Genomic DNA, 15,238 nt, shown 5'->3' on the forward strand with positions numbered 1-15,238 from the left:
GTGAGACGAGGTCGGCGTGACGAAGCAGCAGGTCCGGCACCACACCGTCGACGGCCTGGTCCGGGACAGTGCGGCCCGGGTCCCGGACCGGACGGCCGTCCGCTACCGGGACCGGTGCTGGACGTACGCCGGACTCGACGCGGCGGTCTCCGCCGCGGCCGCCCTGTTCCGCGGGCCCTGGGGACTGGCCGCGGGCGACCGCGTCGCCACCTTCGCCCACAACTCCGACGCCTACCTGGTCGCCTATCTGGCCTGCGCGCGGGCCGGGCTGGTGCACGTACCCGTCAATCAGAACCTGACGGGCGAGGACCTGGAGCACATCCTGGGCAACTCCGGCAGCTCCCTGGTCCTCGCCGACCCGGAGCTCGCCGGGAAGGTCCCCGCCGGGTACCCGGTGCGTCCGCTGCAGGCCGTGACGGCCGCGCCCCCGGCCCCGTACGACCCGTCCGCCGACCCCACCGTGCTGCTGCAGCTGCTCTACACCTCCGGGACCACCGCGCTCCCCAAGGGGGCGATGATGACGCACGAGGCGCTGTGTCACGAGTACGAGAGCGCCATCGAGGCCCTCGACCTGGCGGAAGGGGACCGCCCGGTCCACTCCCTCCCGCTCTACCACTCGGCGCAGATGCACGTCTTCCTGCTGCCCTACCTGGCCGTCGGCGCGGAGAACACCATCCTGGACGCCCCGGTCGCCGAGCGGATCTTCGACCTGGTGGAGGAGGGCCGCGCGGACAGCCTGTTCGCCCCGCCCACCGTGTGGATCGGCCTGGCCAACCACCCGGAGTTCACCGTCCGCGACCTGGGCGCGTTGCGCAAGGCGTACTACGGCGCCTCGATCATGCCCGTCCCCGTCCTGGAACGGCTCCGGAGCCGGCTGCCGGGCCTGGCCTTCTACAACTGCTTCGGCCAGTCCGAGATCGGCCCGCTCGCCACCGTCCTCGGGCCGGACGAGCACGAGGGCCGGATGGACTCCTGCGGCCGCCCCGTACGGCACGTGGAGGCGAAGGTCGTCGACGAGGAGGGGGCGGACGTCCCCGACGGCACGCCCGGCGAGGTGGTGTACCGCTCCCGGCAGCTGTGCCAGGGCTACTGGAACGACCCCGCCGCCACCGGACAGGCCTTCCGCGAGGGCTGGTTCCGCTCGGGCGACCTGGCGGTCCGCGACGCGGAGGGCTACTACACCGTCGTCGACCGGGTGAAGGACGTCATCAACTCGGGTGGCGTCCTGGTCGCCTCCCGGCAGGTCGAGGACGCCCTCTACACCCATGCGGGCGTGGCGGAGGCGGCCGTGATCGGCCTGCCGGACGACCGGTGGATCGAGGCCGTCACCGCGGTCGTCGTCCCGCGCGGCACGGTGACGGAGGAGGAACTCCTCACCCATGCCCGCGAACGCCTGGCCCACTTCAAGGCCCCCAAGCGCGTCCTCTTCGTCGACTCCCTCCCGCGCAACGCCAGCGGCAAGATCCTCAAACGCGAACTCCGCACCCGCTTCACCGGCTGACACGCCGGAGACCAGGGGAAATCCCGTGGCCGACGGGCTCGGGAGACCGGTAGCGTCCGGTCTCCCGCGGGCCGTTCCAGTGGCCCGCCCAGCGCGGAGAGCGATGACGATGACCGACCGGCGACCTACGACGACCCTGTGGCGGCCCACCGGGCCCGAGGAGCTGGAGCTGGTCCGGGAGTCGGACTGGCGCGCCTGGCCGCCGCGGCTGCCCGACCAGCCGATCTTCTATCCGGTCCTGAACGAGGACTACGCGATCAGGATCGCGCGGGACTGGAACGTCAAGCACAGCGGCGTGGGGTACGTGACCCGATTCGAGGTCGAGTCGGAGTTCGCCGCCCTGTACCCGGTGCGGCAGGCGGGGGGACGGACGATCCTGGAGCTGTGGGTGCCGGCGGAGGAGCTGGCCGAGTTCAACGCGCACATCGTCGGCAGGATCGAGGTCGTGCACGAATTCCGTTAGCGGCGGACGGCGGACGGCGGACGGCGGACGGCGGGTGGCGTCCGGCTGTCAGCGGCCGGTGGCGGCGCGGGCCAGGATGCGCAGGGGGGCCAGTGTGCCGTAGCCGATGTCCTGGCTCAGGGCCGCGGGTCCGGCGCGTTCGACCAGCGTGAGCTGGTGGGCCATCAGCTCCAGCATGGTGCGGCCGACCCGGCGCAGACCCGGGTCGGAGTGGCCGACCACGTCCCGCGCGGCGTCGAGCGCGGCCCGGGCGAGGGCGCACTCACCGGCCAGGAGCGCCCGCACCCCGGTGGTGTCGCGCCCCTGTTCGAGGTCGGTACGGGTCACCCCGTGCCCGTCCAGCCGGTCCAGCGGCAGGCACAGGCGGCCCGAGGCCAGGTCGCCCGCCAGATCGGCGAGGAAATCGACCCGCTGCGCGGCGTCCACGAAACGGCGCCAGGCCGCGGCCTGTTCCGCGTCCGGTCCGCCCGGGTACTGCAGTCCGGTGAAGACTGTGATCCCCGGCCAGGCATAGGCCTCCACGTACGCCTGGAAATCGGCCTCGGTGGCGAAGCCGGTGAACCCCGCCTCGGCGGTCTCCGCCCCCGCGAGGAAACTCTTGATCCAGTGGTCGGGCAGCCCGCGCACCGACACGGCGTGCGCGTAGGCGCGCAGGACCGGATCCGTGCCGCCGCCGGCGGCGAGCCGCTCGGCCAGCGAGGCGAGGCCGGAGGAACGTTCCTCCGCCGTGCCGTTCTCGGCGATGTCGTCGACCAGGTTCATGAAGGCCAGACCCGCCGTCAGATACGGGACCAGGGGCGGCGCGGCCAGCAGGCGCAGGGCCAGGTAGGGGGCCTTCTCGCGGCTCAGCACCCGTCGGGCGGCGGCGGTGTAGTCGGCCCGCAGGGCCGGGCCGGTCACGTCGGCCGAGGTGAGGGTGCGGCGCCAACTGGGCAAGGGACTACTCCATTCGGGTGATCGTGTGATCACCGTACCCGGAGGGTTCCGGCGGGTCCTGGCAGGTCCCGGTGGGTTCGAGCGGTCCCGGAGGCCGGCCGGGGGAGTCAGTCGTGGGGGAGTACACCCGTCCGCCGGAGCTGGCGGAGGGTGAGGTGCTCGTGCATCATGCGGCCCACCATCGCCCCGCCGTAGACCACGAAGCCGACGCCGACCAGCCAGGACTGGACGACCAGGAGGGTGCCGAAGGGACCGTACGTGACGGCGTTCGACGCGATGAGCGGCGAGAACACCAGCTGGGAGAAGATGCGGAGCCCCAGCAGGCCGAGGCTGGTCGCCACCGCGCCCGGCAGCAGCGCCCGCCACCGCACCCGGCCGCCGAGCAGGACGCGTTGCGAGACCCAGAAGAACAGGCAGGTGCCGATGAGGTCCCCGAGGGTGCCCGAGACGGTGCCGAAGGTGTTGTGGGGCGGGGCCGGGATCAGGACCAGCAGGCCCAGGTAGCAGCACAGCAGGGCCAGCCAGACGACGTGCCGCCACATGGTGTGCCAGCGCGCCGTGGGTACGTCCCAGATCTTCTCGTAGCAGGTCTGGACGGCCGAGCCGAAGGTCAGGCCGAAGACGGTGACGGCGGCCAGGCCGAACGCGGTGGTGCGTTCCAGGGCCAGGTCGGCCGAGCCGAACAGGGCCTCCAGCTCCGCCCGCGAGGACCGTGTGACCCCGAGGGCCTGCGCGAACCAGCGGCCGAAGTTCTCGCCGCTGCCGGGCGCGGCCGCCGCCACGACGATCAGCAGCGGCACCAGGGTGAGGAAGCCGAGCGCGGCGAACCCCATCGCCCGGTGCATGAGCTCGATCTCCCGGCCACGGCTCCAGGCCAGACCGATCCGGGAGGCCAGGAGCCTGTCGTACAGGTGCCGGAACATCGAGGTCACACCAGGTGCCCTACCCGCCGTCCGGCCGCGGTCCGCGGGACCGGGCGGCAAGAGCGCCCGAAGGGGTGCATCCGGCCGTGCGTGCCGTCGCGGCCGCACCCCGGGCCGCCGGCCGGGCCGGAGTCCGCCCCGTACGGCTACCTCCGCGCGGTGACGAGCGCGTCCAGGCCGTCGAGGATGCGTTCGAGGCCGAACTCCAGAGCCTGGTTCCGCTCCTCCGGCCGGTTCGCGGCCCCGCTCAGGGCGGAGGTCAGGGCAGGGTAGCGGTCCGCGTGTTCGGCCGTCAGCCGGCCCATCACCGAGGCCAGCTGTTCCTCCGGGTCCTCGCCGGAGCCCGACAGGGCGCGGGTCTGCTGGGCGATGCCCCGGACGTGGCCGGTGAGCAGGACCACCGCGTCCAGCCGCTCGGCCCCGGTCAGGCCGGTCCCGTCCAGCGCGCCGAGCGCCTCCTCCGTCCAGTCGAGTTCCCTGGGGCCCGCCACCCGGGCTCCGAGCGTGGCGTCCAGCAGCCAGGGGTGCTGCCGGAAGACCGCCGCCAGGGACCGGGCCCAGTGGCCGAGCCGCCCGCGCCAGCCCTCGCCCGCCGCGCTTACCCCGGTCGCTCCCGGTGGGTCGCCGATCGCCGACTCGACCATCAGTGCGACCAGTTCGGCCCGGCCGGGGACGTAGCGGTAGAGGGACATCTTGGTCTTGCCGAGCAGTTCGGCCACGCGCTGCATGGACAGCGCGGACAGCCCCTCGGCGTCGGCGACCTCGATCCCGGCCGCGGCGATCCGGTCCAGGCTCAGCGCCGGCTTGGGCCCCCGTCGCGGTCCGGCCGGCGGACCCCACAGCAGCCGCACCGTCTCTTCCGTCACCGCTACCTCCCTTGCGAGGGTCAAAAACTGTGTCTACGGTACACATATAGAAACTGTGTCCCTGGGACACGGTTAATGTGATCCCGACCGAGGAGCGTTCATGACCCGCAGCGCCCGTACCGTCCTCGTCTCCGGCGCCGGCATCGCCGGCCCCACCCTCGCCCACTGGCTGGGCCGCCACGGCTTCGAGGTCACCGTCGTGGAGGTCGCCCCCGGTCCGCGCGAGGGCGGTCAGGCGGTGGACTTCCGTGGCGAGACCCACTTCACCGTGCTGGAACGGACGGGAGTGCTCGACCGGCTGCGGGCCGTGGAGACCGGCGGCAGCCCCATGCGCTTCGTCGACGAGCGCGGCAGGGAACTGCTGCACCTGCCCGCCGAGTTCGCGGGCGGCGACATCGAGGTCCTGCGCGGGGACCTCGCCCGGGTGCTGTACGAGCACAGCCTCCCGTACGCGGACTACCGCTTCGGCGACTCGATCACCTCGCTGAGGGACACCGGGGACGGGGTCCACGTCACCTTCCGCCACGCGGAGCCGGCCCTGTACGACCTCGTGATCGGAGCCGACGGCCTGCACTCGCACGTACGCCGCCTCGCGTTCGGCCCGGAGGAGCGGTACGTGCGCCACCTCGGCTACTGCGCGGCCACCTGGAGCCTGCCCAACCACCTCGGCCTCGGCCCCGGCGAGGGCTCCGTGGGCCTCAACGGCCCCGGCCGGCTCGCCAGTGTCGGCACCGACCACCTGCGCCCCGACCGGGCACGCGCCTTCTTCGTGTTCGCCGCCCCGGAGCCGGTGTACGACCGCCATGACCTCGGCCGGCAGAAGGCCCTGATCGCCGAGGCTTTCGCCGGCCTCGGCTGGGAGGTCCCGAGGCTCCTGGAGTCCCTGGAGGAGGCGCCCGAGGTGTACTTCGACTCCATCAGCCGGGCCGACGTGGACTCCTGGTCGGCCGGCCGGATCGCCCTGGTCGGTGATGCGGCCTGCGGTGCCACCATCGGTGGCATGGGCACCGGCACGGGCGTCGTCGCCGCCTACGTCCTGGCGGGCGAACTGGCCGCCACCCCCGACCACCGGACCGCGTTCGCCCGCTACGAGCAGCTGATCCGCCCCTACGCGGAGGGCTGCCAGAAGGGCGGCGACCGCACGGGCCCCTTCCTCGCCCCCGGCACCCGCGGGGGCCTGCTCGCCCGCAACGCCCTGCTCCGGCGGCCCCGGATCCTCCGCTGGATGATGGAGCAGGGCAGGAAGGCCACCAACACGGTCGCCCTGCCCGACTACCGACCGGCGGCCGCGCGCCCCGAAGCGGCCACGGCACCGGCCGCGGTTCCGGCGGCGGCCACGGCCACGGCCACGGCCACGGCTCCGGCTCCGGCTCCGGCCATGGTCCCGGCACCTGCCTCGGCCACCCCTCCCGCGGTGGCCACCACGACCTCTCCCGCCGCGGCTACGCGTCCCGCAGGTCCACGATCCGCTTGATCTTGCCGATCGACCGCTCCAGGGTCCCCGGGTCGAGGATCTCCACCGCCACCGAGACCCCGATGCCCTCCTTCACCGCGCGCACCACGGACGCCGCCGCGATCTCCCGCTCTGCGGCACCCAGCCCGGCGCGGGCCTCCGCGCGGACCGTCAGGGCGTCCATCCGGCCTTCCCGGGTCAGCCGGAGCTGGAAGTGCGGGGCCACCCCCGCCGTGCGGAGCAGGATCTCCTCGATGTTCGACGGGTAGAGGTTGACCCCGCGCAGGATGATCATGTCGTCGGTACGCCCGGTGACCCGCTCCATCCGGCGGAACGCCGGCCGGGCCGTGCCCGGCAGCAGCCGCGTGAGGTCGCGGGTGCGGTACCGGACCACTGGCATCGCCTCCTTGGTCAGGGAGGTGAACACCAGCTCGCCGGGCTCGCCTTCCGGGAGCACCTCGCCGGTCACCGGGTCCACCACCTCGGGCAGGAAGTGGTCCTCGAAGACGTGCAGCCCGTCCTTGGTCTCCGCGTACTCCTGCGCGACACCGGGGCCGATCACCTCGGACAGCCCGTATATGTCCACCGCGTCGATGCCGAGCCGTTCCTCGATCTCCCGGCGCATCTCCTCGGTCCAGGGCTCCGCCCCGAAGATGCCCGTCCGCAGCGAGGTCGCGCGCGGGTCGATGCCCTGGCGCTCCATCTCGTCCAGCAGGGTCAGCATGTAGGACGGCGTGACCATGATGATCCCGGGCCGGAAGTCCTGGATCAGCCGGACCTGGCGGTCCGTCATCCCGCCGGACGCGGGCACGACCGTGCAGCCGAGCCGCTCGGCGCCGTAGTGCGCGCCGAGGCCGCCGGTGAACAGTCCGTACCCGTAGGCGATGTGCACCACGTCCCCGGGCCGGCCGCCGGCCGCGCGGATCGCCCGCGCCACCACGTCGGCCCAGACCTCCAGGTCGTGCTCCGTATAGCCGACCACCGTGGGGCGGCCGGTGGTGCCGCTGGAGGCGTGGATGCGCCGGACCTCCGTCCGCGGCACGGCGAACATCCCGAAGGGGTAGTTGTCCCGGAGGTCCGCCTTGGTGGTGAAGGGGAAACGGGACAGGTCGGCCAGGGACCGGCAGTCCTCCGGATGCACGCCCGCCTTGTCGAAGGACTGGCGGTAGAACGGCACCCGGTCGTAGACCCTGCGCAGGGTCGCCCGCAGCCGCTCCAGCTGCAGCGCCGCCAGCTCGTCACGGCTGAGCCGCTCGCCCTCGTCCTTGCCCTCGTCCATGCCGTCGCCCCCTCGCGCCAACCGACCGATCATTCGGTAGCTTGCCGGACCGGGCCCGCTTATTCAATGACTCGAACGAGTGATCGCTGCTTTGATGACCCCATGCCGATCTTCACCACACATGACGGAACCCGCCTCGCCTACCGGGTCGAGGGGCAGGGCGATCCCCTGATCTGCCTGCCCGGAGGGCCGATGCGGGCCGCCGAGTACCTGGGAGACCTGGGCGGACTTGCCGCGACCCGGCGCCTGATCCTGCTGGACCTGCGCGGTACCGGCGACTCGGCCGCCCCGGCCGACGAGGGCACGTACCGGGTGGACCGCCAGGTCGCGGACGTGGAGGCGCTCCGCGCCCACCTCGGCCTGGAGCGCATGGACCTGCTGTCCCACTCGGCCGGCGGCCTCCTCGCCCAGCTGTACGCCGCCGCTCACCCCGGGCGGCTGCGGCGCCTCCTGATGGTCACGCCCAACGCCACGGCCCTCGGCCTTCCCGCCACCCCCGCACACCGGCTGGCGGCGGCGCGGCTGCGGCAGCACACGGTGCCCGGCTTCGACGCGGCGGTGGCGGCGTACGAGCGGATCCTCGCGGGGGAGGACGAGGACGACGCGCTGTGGGACCGGGCGATGCCGGTGTTCTACGGCCGCTGGGACGAGAACGCACGGGCGGACGTGGAGGCGGGCGCCCGGCAGCAGAACGAGAAGGCGGCCGCCGCCTACTCCGGGCCGGGCGCCTTCGACCCGCCCGCGACCCGTGAGGCGCTCCGGGCCGTGACCGCGGAGGTGCTGGTCCTGGCGGGGGAGTTCGACGGCAACCCGCCGCCCGTGCTCGCGGAGGAGATCGCCGCGGTCTTCCCCCGGGGCGCCGTCGCGGTCCAGCCGGGCGCCGCCCACTTCCCGTTCCTGGACGACCCGGCGTGGTTCGCCGCCCGCGCGGAGCGCTTCCTGGCGGAAGGCCTCGAGTAGAACGTCCGGCGGCGGGCGGTGGCCGCGCGCCCGGCGTACCGTCGGAAGGGAGACCACCGCCGAAGGGAGGAGCGGCGATGTCCGTCATCGACCCCGCGGTCTCCGTCCACCTGGGTGCCTCTGACGCGCGCCGGCTCGTCGGCATGCTGGCCGAGGTCTCCCGGCTGCTGGAGGACACCGGGCCCGACCGGCTCACCGACGCGCAGGTACGAGCGCTGGCCGGCTCGTCCGCGGACCGGCAGGAACTGGCCGAACGCACGCGCAACCTGGCCGCCGAACTCCGAGGCAAGCTCTAGAAGGCCGCTGCCTCGGCCTCGTTCCGGCGGCCCGGGGAACAGGTACGGCGGCTGCGTGAGCACTGGGGCCGGTGCGGTCCTCCCTCGGCGGACGGCAGGGCGTGGCTACGGGCCGGCGTCGGCGCCGGGGCGGTCGGCCTCGGCGGCGACCGCCTTGGCCCAGCGGTAGTCCGCCTTGCCGCTCGGGGAGCGGTGGATCTCCGGGGTGATGACCAGCTGGCGGGGGATCTTGTACCCGGCGAGCTTCGTGCGGCAGTGGGTCTGGATCTGCTCCAGGGTCGGGGCCGCGGCGCCCGGGCGGACCTGCACCACCGCCGCGACGTGGTTGCCCCACTTCGCGTCCGGAACCCCGGCGACCAGCGCGTCGTAGACGTCCGGGTGTGCCTTCAGGGCCTGTTCGACCTCCTCCGGATACACCTTCTCCCCACCGGTGTTGATGCACTGCGACCCGCGGCCCAGCACCGTGACGATGCCCTCCTCGTCGACCGTCGCCATGTCGCCCAGCAGGACCCACCGCTCCCCGTTCCGCTGGAAGAAGGTCTCCGCGGTCTTCGCCGGGTCGTTGTAGTAGCCCAGCGGTACGTGGCCGCGCTGGGCCAGGCGTCCGGGTTCGCCGACCGCGACCGGCTCGTGCGTCACCGGGTCGACCACCGCCGTGCGTTCGTTCACCTCCAGGCGGAAGCCCTTCTCCGGTCCGGAGTCCTCCGTCGCCTTCCCGTTGGAACCCGACTCCGAGGAGCCGAAGTTGTTCAGCAGCAGGGCGTTCGGCACCAGCTCCCGGAGTTCGGCGCGCACCGTGTCCGACATGATCGCCCCGGACGAGGAGATGCTGAACAGGGAGGACGTGTCCGTGCCCCGCAACGGCCCGCGCAGGGCGTCGATCAGGGGCCGCAGCATCGCGTCGCCGACCAGGGAGATGCTCGAGACCTTCTCCTTCTCGATGGTGCGCAGCACCTCCTCGGGCGCGTACTTGCGGTGGATGACGATCCGCTGCCCGTAGTTGAAGGCGACGAACGAGGTCAGTGTCGACGTGCCGTGCATCAGCGGGGGAGCGGGGAAGAAGGTCAGCCCGGCGCCGCCCGCGGCCACCCGTTCCGCCAGTTCCTCCGGCCGCTTCACGGGCTCTCCGGACGGCGCTCCGCCGAACAGCCCGGCGAAGAACAGGTCCTCCTGGCGCCACATCACGCCCTTCGGCATGCCGGTGGTGCCGCCCGTGTAGATGATGAACAGGTCGTCGGCCGAGCGCGGTGCGAAGCCGCGCTCCGGCGAGCCGGCCGTCTCGGCCGCGGCGAACTCCACCACCTCCAGGGCGGGTGCGTCCGCGGGCGGTTCCCCCACCCGGACCAGATGCCGCAGCTTCGTCGTCTGCGGCAGCGCCGCCGCCACCCGCCCGGTGAACTCCGCGTCGAAGACGAGCGCGGCCAGGTCGGCGTCGGCGTAGAGGTAGACCAGTTCCTCCTCCACGTAGCGGTAGTTCACATTCACCGGCACCAGCCGCGCCTTGAGGCAGGCGAGCACCGTCTGCAGGTACTCGACGCCGTTGTACAGGTGCAGCCCCAGGTGCTCGCCGGCCTGCAGCCCGCTGTCCAGCAGGTGGTGGGCGAGGCGGTTGGCCGCGTCGTCCAGTTCCCGGTACGTCAGCCTGCTCTCGGCTCCGGTGCCGGGGTGGTCCACGTACACGAGGGCCTCGCGGTCCGGCACCACGTCGACCACCGACTCGAACAGGTCGGCCAGGTTGTACTCCACCGTTCCTCCTGATCCCGTGCCCTGGGTTGTCCCGGTTGCCCTCGGCCTGCGATGGCGGTCATTAGAGCGCCGCCCACCCCAACAGGGAAGGGGCCCGGAGAAATTGATCTGACTGGCCGTCAGAAAGCTATTGAACTGCACCCGCCCCTCCTGCAACCTGTTCTAGTCTTGAGACGGGAGGACGGCAATGGGTGGGACGGAACACCTGACCGTGGAACGGCAGGGCGCCACACTGGTGCTCACCATGAACAGGCCCGAGGCCAAGAACGCGCTCTCGCTTCCCCTGCTGGTCGGCCTGTACGACGGCTGGCTGGAGGCCGACGAGGACGACGAGGTCCGCTCGATCGTGCTCACCGGCGCCGGAGGGGACTTCTGCGCGGGCATGGACCTGAAGGCCCTCGCAGGCCGGGGCATGGACGGCGACCACTACCGGGACCGCCTGAAGGCCGACCCGGACCTGCACTGGAAGGCGATGCTGCGCCACCACCGCCCGCGCAAACCGGTGATCGCCGCGGTCGAGGGCTACTGCGTGGCCGGCGGCACCGAGATCCTCCAGGGCACCGACATCCGCGTCGCGGGCGCGGGCGCCACCTTCGGCCTCTTCGAGGTCAGGCGCGGCCTGTTCCCGATCGGCGGCTCCACGGTCCGCCTGCAGCGCCAGATCCCGCGCACCCACGCGCTGGAGATGCTGCTCACCGGCCGCCCGTACAGCGCCGGGGAGGCCGCCCGCGTCGGCCTGGTCGGTCACGTCGTCCCGGACGGCACCGCCCTGGCCAAGGCCCTGGAGATCGCCGAGCAGATCAACGCCTGCGGTCCGCTGGCCGTCGAGGCCGTCAAGGCCTCGGTCTACGAGACCGCCGAGCTGACCGAGACCGACGGCCTCGCCGCCGAACTCGCCCGCGGCTGGCCCGTCTTCGACACGGCCGACGCCAGGGAAGGCGCCCGCGCCTTCGCGGAGAAGCGCCCCCCGGTGTACCGCCGCGCCTGAACCCCGCGCCGTACGCCCGCACCCCGCGCCGCACTCCACCCGCCGCCGTACGCCCCGCAGATTCGGAGAGCCCCATGACGCAAGCCGCGCCCCCGCCCGACCTGCTCCGCGCCCCGCTCGTCGTCGAGTTCCCCTTCACCCGCTCCCTCGGACCCGTCCAGAGCGCCTTCCTCACCGGCCTGCGCGAACGCACCGTGCTCGGCGTGAAGACCTCCGACGGCACCGTGATGGTCCCGCCCGTCGAATACGACCCGACCACCGCCGAGGAGCTCCGCGAACTCGTCGAGATCGCCCCCACCGGCACCGTCACCACCTACGCCTGGAACGACCACCCCCGCCCGAACCAGCCCCTGGCCACCCCCTTCGCCTGGGTCCTCGTACGGCTCGACGGCGCCGGCACCGCCCTCCTGCACGCCCTCGACGCGCCCGGCCCGGACGCCGTGCGCACCGGCATGCGGGTCCGGATCCGCTGGGCCGCCGAACGCACCGGTGCCATCACCGACATCGCCTGCTTCGAGCCCGGGGACGCTCCCGCCCCCGCGGCGGAACCCGCTCCGCACGACGGCACCTTCACCGACCCCGTCACCGGCATCGTCGCCCCCGCCCGGCTCGACTACACGTACAGCCCCGGCCGCGCCCAGACCGCGTACATCGCCGCCCTCTCCGAGCGGCGGACCGTCGGCGAGCGCTGCCCCTCCTGCCACAAGGTGTACGTCCCGCCCCGCGGCGCCTGCCCCACCTGCGGGATCGCCACCACCGACCGGGTGGAGGTCGGCCCGGCCGGCACGGTCACCACCTTCTGCATCGTCAACATCAAGGCGAAGAACCTCGACATAGAGGTGCCGTACGTCTACGCGCACATCGCCCTGGACGGAGCAGGCCTCGCCCTCCACGGGCGGATCGGCGGCATCCCCTACGACCAGGTCCGGATGGGCCTCCGCGTCGAACCCGTCTGGACCGAAGGCGGCCGTTACCCCGACCACTACCGCCCCAACGGCGAACCCGACGCCGAGTACGACACGTACAAGGAGCTGCTGTGACCGACGCGCCCCGGAACCGGAACCGATACGCGCGCGAGGTCGCGGTCGTCGCCTTCGCGCAGAGCGACCACCTGCGCCGCACCGACGAGCTCAGCGAGGTCGAGATGGTCATGCCGGTGCTGCAGGAGGTCCTGCGGCAGACCGGCCTGAAGGCCGGGGAGATCGGGTTCACCTGCTCCGGGTCCTCCGACTACCTCGCCGGGCGCGCCTTCTCCTTCACCATGACCCTCGACGGCGTCGGCGCCTGGCCGCCCATCTCCGAGTCCCACGTGGAGATGGACGGCGCCTGGGCCCTCTACGAGGCATGGGTGAAGCTCCAGACCGGCGAGGCCGACACCGCGCTCGTCTACTCGTACGGGAAGTCCTCGCCCGGACCGCTCCGCGACGTCCTCACCCGGCAGCTCGACCCGTACTACCTCGCCCCGCTGTGGCCCGACTCGGTTGCCCTGGCCGCGCTCCAGGCGCAGGCCCTCATCGACGCGGGCGAGACCGACGAAGCCGCCCTCGCCGCCATCGGCGCCCGCAGCCGGTCGGCCGCCGAGGCCAACCCGCACGCCCAGCTCCGCGGCACCGTTCCGCAGGGCGACTACCAGGTCCGGCCGCTGCGCACCGGGGACTGCCCGCCGGTCGGCGACGGCGCCGCCGCCGTGGTCCTCGCGGCCGGCGACGCCGCCCGCCGGCTGTGCCGTCGCCCCGCCTGGATCACCGGCATCGACCACCGCATCGAGGCCCACTCCCTCGGCCTGCGCGACCTCACCGACTCGCCGTCGGTCCGGACCGCCGCCGAACACGCCGGGCTCTTCGACGGGCCCGTCGACACGGCCGAACTCCACGCGCCGTTCACCGCGCAGGAGGTGGTGCTCCGCAAGGCCCTCCGGCTGGACGACACGGTCACCGTCAACCCCTCGGGCGGCGCCCTGGCCGCCAACCCCGTGATGGCGGCCGGCCTGATCCGGATCGGCGAGGCCGCCGCCCGCATCCACCGCGGCGCGTCCGACCGGGCCGTCGCCCACGCCACGTCCGGCCCGTGCCTCCAGCAGAACCTGGTCGCCGTCCTCGAGGGGGAGTCATGAGCAAGACCACGGCACCGGCGGCACGGGCGGCGGGGAAGGAGCCGGTGGCCGTCGTCGGCATCGGCCAGACCAAGCACGTCGCCGCCCGCCACGACGTGTCCATCGCCGGACTGGTCCGCGAGGCCGCCACCAGGGCCCTCGCGGACGCCGAGCTGACCTGGGCCGACATCGACGCCGTCGTCATCGGCAAGGCCCCGGACTTCTTCGAGGGCGTCATGATGCCCGAGCTGTACCTCGCGGACGCCCTCGGCGCCGTCGGCAAGCCGATGCTGCGCGTGCACACGGCCGGCTCCGTCGGCGGCTCCACGGCCCTGGTGGCCGCCAACCTGGCCGCCGCGCGGGTCCACCGGACCGTCCTCACCCTCGCCTTCGAGAAGCAGTCCGAGTCCAACGCCATGTGGGGACTCTCCCTGCCCGTGCCCTTCCAGCAGCCGCTGCTGGCCGGCGCGGGCGGCTTCTTCGCCCCGCACGTGCGGGCGTACATGCGGCGCACCGGAGCCCCCGACAGCGTCGGCTCCCTCGTCGCGTACAAGGACCGCCGCAACGCGCTGAAGAACCCGTACGCGCACCTGCACGAGCGCGGCATCACACTGGAGAAGGTCCAGTCCTCCCCGATGCTGTGGGACCCGATCCGGTACTCCGAGACCTGCCCCTCCTCGGACGGCGCCTGCGCGATGGTCCTCACCGACCGGGCGGGCGCGGCCCGTTCCCCGCGCCCGCCGGCCTGGCTGCACGGCGGCGCGATGCGCAGCGAGCCCACCCTCTTCGCCGGGAAGGACTTCGTCTCCCCGCAGGCGGGCAAGGACTGCGCCGCCGACGTCTACCGGCAGGCGGGCATCACCGACCCGCGCCGGCAGATCGACGCGGTCGAGATGTACGTGCCGTTCTCCTGGTACGAGCCGATGTGGCTGGAGAACCTCGGCTTCGCGGAGGAGGGCGAGGGCTGGAAGCTCACCGAGGCCGGGGTGACGGAACTCGACGGCGACCTCCCGGTGAATCCGTCGGGCGGGGTCCTCTCCACCAACCCCATCGGGGCCTCCGGCATGATCCGCTTCGCCGAGGCCGCCCTCCAGGTCCGCGGGCAGGCCGGCGAGCACCAGGTGCCGGGGGCGCGCCGGGCGCTGGGCCACGCGTACGGCGGCGGCGCCCAGTTCTTCGCGATGTGGCTGGTGGGTGCCGAGCCCCCGGCCTCCTGAGCGGAGCCGCGGCCGGAACGGGCGCGGTACGGCGGGACGAACGCCAACCGATCGGGACGGAAAGGGAATTCGGGACGGCGGGAACGGACCGGCCACGTGGGACGCGAGTGACGCACCGTGGCCTGTCCGGCACCGGCCGCTGTGGTTAACCTGGCCCCCGGACGACGTACGCGGTACGGGAGGAGCACCACGTGGCCGAGAGCATGACTTCGCAGCCCCTCGCCGGCTGGGGCAAGCCGGAGCTCGATCTGACCGGGGCGGACTGGCAGTCGAGCAGCCAGGGAACGGGCGACGTACAGATCGCCTTCGTCGAGGGCTTCATCGCCATGCGCAACAGCGAGCGCCCCGAGAGCCCCTCGCTGATCTTCGCGCCGGACGAGTGGCGGGCGTTCGTCCTCGGCGCCCGCGGCGGTGAGTTCGACCTCACCTAGTGCGGTGACCGGGGCTCCCGGACGGACCGGTGGGTTCCGGCCGGGGCCCCCTGCCCGCGCGGGAGCCGCGCGGCTCCGGTGCGCCAG

At 73.1% G+C, this 15,238-nt stretch carries 15 protein-coding genes; 10 read left to right on the forward strand and 5 right to left on the reverse strand.

The features are described from left to right. The first annotated feature begins 16 nt into the window (after positions 1-16). Positions 17-1,501: an AMP-binding protein gene (locus ACGFQ9_RS21415; protein WP_393575665.1), complete on the forward strand. Its 1,485-nt coding sequence runs from the start codon at positions 17-19 to the stop codon at positions 1,499-1,501. A gap of 109 nt (positions 1,502-1,610) precedes the next feature. Further along, positions 1,611-1,964, forward strand: coding sequence for a hypothetical protein (locus tag ACGFQ9_RS21420; RefSeq protein WP_393575992.1), 354 nt, complete (start codon positions 1,611-1,613; stop codon positions 1,962-1,964). A gap of 48 nt (positions 1,965-2,012) precedes the next feature. Here the strand turns inward: ACGFQ9_RS21420 and ACGFQ9_RS21425 are convergent, their stop codons facing one another. The 3 genes from ACGFQ9_RS21425 to ACGFQ9_RS21435 form a co-directional block, all read right to left on the reverse strand. After that, entirely contained in the window at positions 2,013-2,900 is an 888-nt protein-coding gene (locus ACGFQ9_RS21425) for a squalene/phytoene synthase family protein (protein ID WP_393575666.1), read from the reverse strand. A gap of 107 nt (positions 2,901-3,007) precedes the next feature. Further along, on the reverse strand, positions 3,008-3,823 hold the full coding sequence (locus tag ACGFQ9_RS21430) for a YhjD/YihY/BrkB family envelope integrity protein (protein WP_393575993.1): 816 nt from the start codon (positions 3,821-3,823) through the stop codon (positions 3,008-3,010). A 146-nt stretch (positions 3,824-3,969) separates the two neighbouring features. Then, positions 3,970-4,689 carry a TetR/AcrR family transcriptional regulator gene (locus ACGFQ9_RS21435; RefSeq protein ID WP_393575668.1) on the reverse strand — a complete coding sequence of 240 codons (720 nt, stop codon included), beginning with the start codon at positions 4,687-4,689 and terminating at the stop codon, positions 3,970-3,972. Positions 4,690-4,789: 100 nt separating this feature from the next. Between ACGFQ9_RS21435 and ACGFQ9_RS21440 the strand changes: the two genes are divergently transcribed. Further along, positions 4,790-6,163, forward strand: a complete 1,374-nt coding sequence (locus tag ACGFQ9_RS21440; RefSeq protein WP_393575670.1) for an FAD-dependent monooxygenase — start codon at positions 4,790-4,792, stop codon at positions 6,161-6,163. Here ACGFQ9_RS21440 and paaK read toward each other — a convergent pair. Further along, positions 6,132-7,421, reverse strand: a complete 1,290-nt coding sequence (paaK, locus tag ACGFQ9_RS21445) for a phenylacetate--CoA ligase PaaK (RefSeq protein WP_393575671.1) — start codon at positions 7,419-7,421, stop codon at positions 6,132-6,134. The two genes, ACGFQ9_RS21440 and paaK, sit on opposite strands and share 32 nt — an antisense overlap. Positions 7,422-7,523: 102 nt before the next feature. On the opposite strand from paaK, the gene ACGFQ9_RS21450 reads away from it, so the two are divergent. Both ACGFQ9_RS21450 and ACGFQ9_RS21455 read left to right on the forward strand, forming a co-directional pair. After that, the gene (locus tag ACGFQ9_RS21450) at positions 7,524-8,381 is read left to right on the forward strand and encodes an alpha/beta fold hydrolase (RefSeq protein ID WP_393575673.1); all 858 of its coding nucleotides are present in this window, start codon (positions 7,524-7,526) and stop codon (positions 8,379-8,381) included. A gap of 77 nt (positions 8,382-8,458) precedes the next feature. Continuing rightward, positions 8,459-8,677: a hypothetical protein gene (locus ACGFQ9_RS21455; protein ID WP_393575674.1), complete on the forward strand. Its 219-nt coding sequence runs from the start codon at positions 8,459-8,461 to the stop codon at positions 8,675-8,677. 105 nt (positions 8,678-8,782) lie between these two features. Here the strand turns inward: ACGFQ9_RS21455 and ACGFQ9_RS21460 are convergent, their stop codons facing one another. Further along, a complete protein-coding gene (locus ACGFQ9_RS21460) occupies positions 8,783-10,423 on the reverse strand; it encodes an acyl-CoA synthetase (protein ID WP_393575676.1) in 1,641 nt (546 codons plus the stop codon). A gap of 187 nt (positions 10,424-10,610) precedes the next feature. Here ACGFQ9_RS21460 and ACGFQ9_RS21465 point away from each other — a divergent pair, with 187 nt between their 5' ends. From ACGFQ9_RS21465 to ACGFQ9_RS21485, 5 genes are all read left to right on the forward strand, one after another. Beyond that, on the forward strand, positions 10,611-11,411 hold the full coding sequence (locus tag ACGFQ9_RS21465) for a crotonase/enoyl-CoA hydratase family protein (protein WP_393575678.1): 801 nt from the start codon (positions 10,611-10,613) through the stop codon (positions 11,409-11,411). A gap of 74 nt (positions 11,412-11,485) precedes the next feature. Next, positions 11,486-12,451 carry a Zn-ribbon domain-containing OB-fold protein gene (locus ACGFQ9_RS21470; protein ID WP_393575680.1) on the forward strand — a complete coding sequence of 322 codons (966 nt, stop codon included), beginning with the start codon at positions 11,486-11,488 and terminating at the stop codon, positions 12,449-12,451. Next, the gene (locus ACGFQ9_RS21475) at positions 12,448-13,524 is read left to right on the forward strand and encodes a thiolase domain-containing protein (protein WP_393575681.1); all 1,077 of its coding nucleotides are present in this window, start codon (positions 12,448-12,450) and stop codon (positions 13,522-13,524) included. Before ACGFQ9_RS21470 ends, ACGFQ9_RS21475 begins: the two co-directional genes overlap by 4 nt. Further along, positions 13,521-14,720 (forward strand): thiolase domain-containing protein, encoded by a 1,200-nt coding sequence (locus ACGFQ9_RS21480; RefSeq protein WP_393575682.1) that lies wholly within the window; start codon positions 13,521-13,523, stop codon positions 14,718-14,720. Before ACGFQ9_RS21475 ends, ACGFQ9_RS21480 begins: the two co-directional genes overlap by 4 nt. Before the next feature lie 203 nt (positions 14,721-14,923). Next, a complete protein-coding gene (locus ACGFQ9_RS21485) occupies positions 14,924-15,151 on the forward strand; it encodes a DUF397 domain-containing protein (protein WP_393575994.1) in 228 nt (75 codons plus the stop codon). The last annotated feature ends 87 nt before the right edge of the window (positions 15,152-15,238 follow it).

Origin of the sequence: Streptomyces sp. NPDC048603 (assembly GCF_043199475.1) — a bacterium.
In the GTDB taxonomy this organism is placed as follows: Bacteria; Actinomycetota; Actinomycetes; order Streptomycetales; family Streptomycetaceae; genus Streptomyces.

Bases quoted from the DNA above. Each gene is read 5' to 3' on its own strand.
- ACGFQ9_RS21420 (WP_393575992.1), top strand. From the start codon at position 1,611: ATGACCGACCGGCGACCTACGACGACCCTGTGGCGGCCCACCGGGCCC.
- ACGFQ9_RS21430 (WP_393575993.1), bottom strand. From the start codon at position 3,823: ATGTTCCGGCACCTGTACGACAGGCTCCTGGCCTCCCGGATCGGTCTG.
- ACGFQ9_RS21440 (WP_393575670.1), top strand. From the start codon at position 4,790: ATGACCCGCAGCGCCCGTACCGTCCTCGTCTCCGGCGCCGGCATCGCC.
- paaK (WP_393575671.1), bottom strand. From the start codon at position 7,421: ATGGACGAGGGCAAGGACGAGGGCGAGCGGCTCAGCCGTGACGAGCTG.
- ACGFQ9_RS21450 (WP_393575673.1), top strand. From the start codon at position 7,524: ATGCCGATCTTCACCACACATGACGGAACCCGCCTCGCCTACCGGGTC.
- ACGFQ9_RS21455 (WP_393575674.1), top strand. From the start codon at position 8,459: ATGTCCGTCATCGACCCCGCGGTCTCCGTCCACCTGGGTGCCTCTGAC.
- ACGFQ9_RS21465 (WP_393575678.1), top strand. From the start codon at position 10,611: ATGGGTGGGACGGAACACCTGACCGTGGAACGGCAGGGCGCCACACTG.
- ACGFQ9_RS21470 (WP_393575680.1), top strand. From the start codon at position 11,486: ATGACGCAAGCCGCGCCCCCGCCCGACCTGCTCCGCGCCCCGCTCGTC.
- ACGFQ9_RS21480 (WP_393575682.1), top strand. From the start codon at position 13,521: ATGAGCAAGACCACGGCACCGGCGGCACGGGCGGCGGGGAAGGAGCCG.
- ACGFQ9_RS21485 (WP_393575994.1), top strand. From the start codon at position 14,924: ATGACTTCGCAGCCCCTCGCCGGCTGGGGCAAGCCGGAGCTCGATCTG.